Annotated in this window: 7 protein-coding genes and 1 pseudogene; 4 read left to right on the forward strand and 4 right to left on the reverse strand. The window is 64.3% G+C overall.

Features of this window, described 5'->3' with window-relative positions:
- The 3 genes and pseudogenes from ORS3428_RS25830 to rpsP form a co-directional block, all read left to right on the forward strand.
- A pseudogene (locus ORS3428_RS25830) lies at window positions 1-515 on the forward strand (signal recognition particle protein); the annotation flags it as partial.
- Between the two features lie 7 nt (window positions 516-522).
- Window positions 523-849, forward strand: coding sequence for a chorismate mutase (locus ORS3428_RS25835; protein ID WP_071101118.1), 327 nt, complete (start codon window positions 523-525; stop codon window positions 847-849).
- A gap of 46 nt (window positions 850-895) precedes the next feature.
- Window positions 896-1,297, forward strand: a complete 402-nt coding sequence (gene rpsP, locus ORS3428_RS25840) for a 30S ribosomal protein S16 (protein ID WP_071101119.1) — start codon at window positions 896-898, stop codon at window positions 1,295-1,297.
- Between the two features lie 182 nt (window positions 1,298-1,479).
- Here rpsP and ORS3428_RS25845 read toward each other — a convergent pair whose 3' ends face one another.
- The 3 genes from ORS3428_RS25845 to ORS3428_RS25855 all read right to left on the reverse strand — a co-directional run bounded on the left by ORS3428_RS25845 (window position 1,480) and on the right by ORS3428_RS25855 (window position 2,838).
- Window positions 1,480-1,743, reverse strand: a complete 264-nt coding sequence (locus tag ORS3428_RS25845; protein ID WP_071101120.1) for a YMGG-like glycine zipper-containing protein — start codon at window positions 1,741-1,743, stop codon at window positions 1,480-1,482.
- A 141-nt stretch (window positions 1,744-1,884) separates the two neighbouring features.
- On the reverse strand, window positions 1,885-2,412 hold the full coding sequence (locus ORS3428_RS25850) for an SRPBCC family protein (RefSeq protein WP_071101121.1): 528 nt from the start codon (window positions 2,410-2,412) through the stop codon (window positions 1,885-1,887).
- Window positions 2,413-2,427: 15 nt separating this feature from the next.
- Window positions 2,428-2,838: a DoxX family protein gene (locus tag ORS3428_RS25855; RefSeq protein WP_071101122.1), complete on the reverse strand. Its 411-nt coding sequence runs from the start codon at window positions 2,836-2,838 to the stop codon at window positions 2,428-2,430.
- A 133-nt stretch (window positions 2,839-2,971) separates the two neighbouring features.
- On the opposite strand from ORS3428_RS25855, the gene ORS3428_RS25860 reads away from it, so the two are divergent.
- Complete coding sequence (locus ORS3428_RS25860; protein WP_071101123.1) at window positions 2,972-3,379, forward strand: ACT domain-containing protein; 408 nt, start codon at window positions 2,972-2,974, stop codon at window positions 3,377-3,379.
- Here the strand turns inward: ORS3428_RS25860 and ORS3428_RS25865 are convergent.
- Window positions 3,376-3,934: GNAT family N-acetyltransferase (locus ORS3428_RS25865; RefSeq protein ID WP_244508100.1), on the reverse strand; the 559-nt coding region annotated here is incomplete at its 5' end. The genes ORS3428_RS25860 and ORS3428_RS25865 overlap by 4 nt on opposite strands.

Below are 3,934 nucleotides of genomic sequence, written 5' to 3' on the forward strand. Positions count from 1 at the left end.
CCGGCATGGGCAAGATGAAGGACCAGCTTGCCGCGGCCGGTTTCGACGACAAGATGTTCCGCCGTCAGCTTGCCATCATCTCCTCGATGACCAGGGAGGAGCGGGCGAATCCCGACATCCTGAAGCATTCACGCAAGAAGCGCATCGCTTCCGGCTCCGGCACCGACGCGGCCGAGATCAACAAGCTCCTGAAGATGCATCGCGGCATGGCCGACATGATGAAGGCGATGGGCGGCAAGGGCAAAGGCGGCGGCCTGATGCGCGGCATGATGGGCGGCCTTGCCTCCAAGATGGGCCTTGGCGGCATGATGCCCGGCGGTATGGGCGGCATGCCGGATCTCTCCAAGATGGATCCCAAGCAGCTCGAGGCCCTGCAGAAGCAGGCCCAGGCGGCCGGCCTTGGCAAAGGCTTGCCGGGCGGGCTGCCCGGCGGCGGGCTGCCGGGCCTGCCCGGCGGCATGAAGTTGCCTGGCCTGGGCGGCGGTGGGCTGCCGGGACTCGGCAAAAAGAAGTGAGGGGGCGATGAACGAGGAGAAGGATATGGCCGACGCACGCGCCATTCTGGCGGGCTACCGCGCTTCGATCGACAATATCGATGCCGCCCTCATCCATATGCTGGCCGAGCGCTTCCGCTGTACCAAGGCGGTCGGCGTGCTGAAGGCCGAGCATGGTCTGCCGCCCGCCGATCCGGCGCGCGAGCAGCAGCAGATCGCCCGCCTCCGCCAGCTGGCGAAGGACGCGYATCTCGATCCGGATTTCGCGGAGAAGTTCTTGAACTTCGTCATCCGCGAAGTGATCCGTCACCACGAACAGATCGCCGCTTCCAACGGCACTGCCAAAGCCGGCTAATTAGCCGTAACCCGATCAACGAAATCAGAGCTTTTAGGAGAAAAGAATGGCACTGAAGATCAGACTGGCCCGCGCGGGCTCGAAGAAGCGTCCCTACTACCACGTCGTCGTTGCCGACGCCMGTTCGCCGCGCGACGGCCGCTTCATCGAGGCGCTCGGCTCGTGGAACCCGCTGCTGCCGAAGGACGGCGAACGCGTGAAGGTCGATGCCGATCGCGTCAAGCACTGGCTCTCGCACGGCGCCCAGCCGACCGACCGCGTTCTGCGCTTCCTCGACGAGGCTGGCATCGCCAAGCGCGCGGCTCGCTCGAACCCGCAGAAGGCCCTGCCCGGCAAGAAGGCGCAGGAGCGCGCTGCCCTGCTGAAGAAGGCGCAGGAAGAGGCCGCTGCAGCCGCTGCCGCGACGACCGCCGCGCCGGCCGAGGCGGAAACCGCTACCGCGGAGTAATTCCGGCTTCTGTATTGATTGATGCATGTCGCCCAAAAGTGCGACACGCATCAAAACAAAGACTTAATGCGCGTCCTCTGCGTGACGCGCTTTAAACAGGAACGGCGGGCAAGGCCCGCCGTTCGTTTTGGACCTGGCGCATGTCGGGAACCGGCATGCGGAAACAAAGACTTGAAGCCGCCTTAGTAACCCGACGGGCAGCGCGCTATGTAGACGCGCCCGTAACGATCGCGGTAGCGGCACTTGCCGCTTTCGCTGGCATGACCGATCAGCGCACCGGCGACCGCGCCGACGGCGCCGCCGACGACGGCCCCCTGGGTCGGATTGTTGGCAACTGCAGCACCGACGGCCGCACCGCCTAGGCCGCCAATCGCCGCCCCTTTTTCAGTTTGCGAGCAAGCGGTTAGCGCCGCGACCACGGCCGCCAGAACCATCATCTTTGTCATCGTCACTCCTCCCAAAAGGGGAAACGCCTCCACACGCCTGGGTCGATAACGCACGAAAGCGTGAATTGATCCCGCCGCAGATGCGCGACGGTTTTTGGGAAGACAGGGCCTTCGCGAGCGACGGCTTTTGCCAAGGATCGCCTATTTTTCGCTGGCGCGCCTCAGATTGTCGAGGCCGGCTTCGAAATCCTTGCCGACCAGCGTGTCGAAATTCATGAACAGGCCCATCAGCTTGGCGATGAACGGACGCCCGCCACGCATCGTCCAGGTGACAGTGGTGCCCTCAGCTGAAGGGGTCAAAGTGAAATCGACGGTGTTGTTGGCCCGGAACGGCTTCTCGAAGTCGAGCTTCAGCGCAACCAGCGCGGCAGGCGCCGAATTGACGATCTCCATGCGACCCTTTCCGGCCTTGCTGTTGCCCTCCCAGGCATAGGCCGCGCCCTTGCCGCTTTCGGGGCCGGAGAGCGTGCGCTTCATCTGTGGATCGAGCTTCTCATAAGGCGACCATTCGGGCCAGCGCTTGAAATCGTTGATCAGCGGGAAGATCGCCTCGGCCGGCGCCCTGATGCTGGCGGACCGGGTTACGACGAAATCGCTCGGCTGTATCGCGGCAAAGATGAGCACAGCAGCGATGATGACCACAAGGATGATGAGAATGGTGGCGAGCATTTTTCCCTCCCACGCTTACCGGCTGAACGGGATCAGCGCGCGCAGTCTTGCATCGCGCAGATAGAGCCCGCCCCACAGCATAACACCGAGATAGACGCCGAAAAGCGTATGCGAGAACAGCGGGTTGCCGACGCGCACATGGGTTGAAATGGCCCCGCCCATATAGGCGGTCAGCAAGATGGCGCCGAGCACGGAGGTACGCGGCAGCGCATAGAGCGCGGTCGAGATTAGCCCGATGATGCCGAGCAGGCGCGCGATGTTTGCATCGGCCGGCCAGCCGAGCGCAGCCATCGTCTCGGTGACGACGGCGAGCGGCGGCAGCTTGACGACGCCGTCGAAGATCATGAACAGGACCACGACGGCGCTAAGCACGCGCCCGGTCCACAAGGCGCCGTTCGAGACGGGCGCGGCTTCGGAAATGCTCATTGCGGTTCCCTCCTGGTATGCTCTAYGCCGGCTCTTACCAAGGACGGAGGATCGCGCGGCGATCCGACAGGGGCCGGTGCGCTTTTTCCAAACGCGTGGTTCAATGAGAACGCATGGACCGGAAGGAGGAAAGATGACCGGCGAGACCGACCTRCAAAGACTGCTGGCGGCGATGAAGCCGCAACTGCTGCCCGACGTCCATGTCTTCACCACGCTGGCGCCGGGCGCGGCCGTGCCGGACGGGCTCGATCCGGTCTTGCAGTTTCGCGAGCGGGAAGGCCTGACGCTGATCGTGACGGAGGACGAGGCGAAAGCAGCCGGACTTGCCGGCGCGTTCCGCTGCCGGATGATCACGCTGGATATCCATTCCTCGCTGGAAGCCGTCGGCTTCCTCGCCGCCATCACCACGCGGCTGGCCGCGGCCGGCATGGGCGTCAATCCGGTCTCGGCTTTCTACCATGACCATCTGTTCGTGCCAGCGGAGCGAGCCGAGGAGGCGCTCGCTATCCTGCAGCAACTGGCGGTGGACAGCGGCGGCTAACGGCTTAGTACGTAGAGAATGTCAGGCAGGCCTTCCTCGTTGGTCGTGCCGTCGCCGAAGGCTTCGGCACGAAAGCCGTGGCGTTCATAGAAGTGGCGCGCCCCCGTATTGGCCTGGAAACAATGCARCTTAATCACTTGCAAGCCGGTAGTCGCCTGTGCGAGCAGCCGGCTGCCGATGCCTTGTCCGGTCCAGGCGGGATCGAGATAGAGCTGCTCGACCCATTCGCCGCTGACGGCGATGAAGCCGACGATGCTGCCGCCGATTWCGGCCACCGTCACCTGCTGCCGGGGCAGCACGATATCGCGGATAAAGAAAAAATCCTCCTCCGGCGTATGCACCACCGGCATCCAGTTGAGGGAATTGAGCGCAGCCCGCATGGCCTTGGCGATGGCACGGGCATCCGAGCTTGTGGCCGGGCGCAGCGAGACGTTAGAAAAACTGGACATGCCGGCGCTGCCCCTCATCCGCCCTTCGGGCACCTTCTCCCCGTTGAACGGGGAGAAGGAAGGCTCCCCGGCCGAGCCCGCGACCGCGGGCCGCCGGTCGTCCGGC

Origin of the sequence: Mesorhizobium sp. ORS 3428, from assembly GCF_001854785.1 — a bacterium.
Lineage (GTDB): Bacteria > Pseudomonadota > Alphaproteobacteria > Rhizobiales > Rhizobiaceae > Mesorhizobium.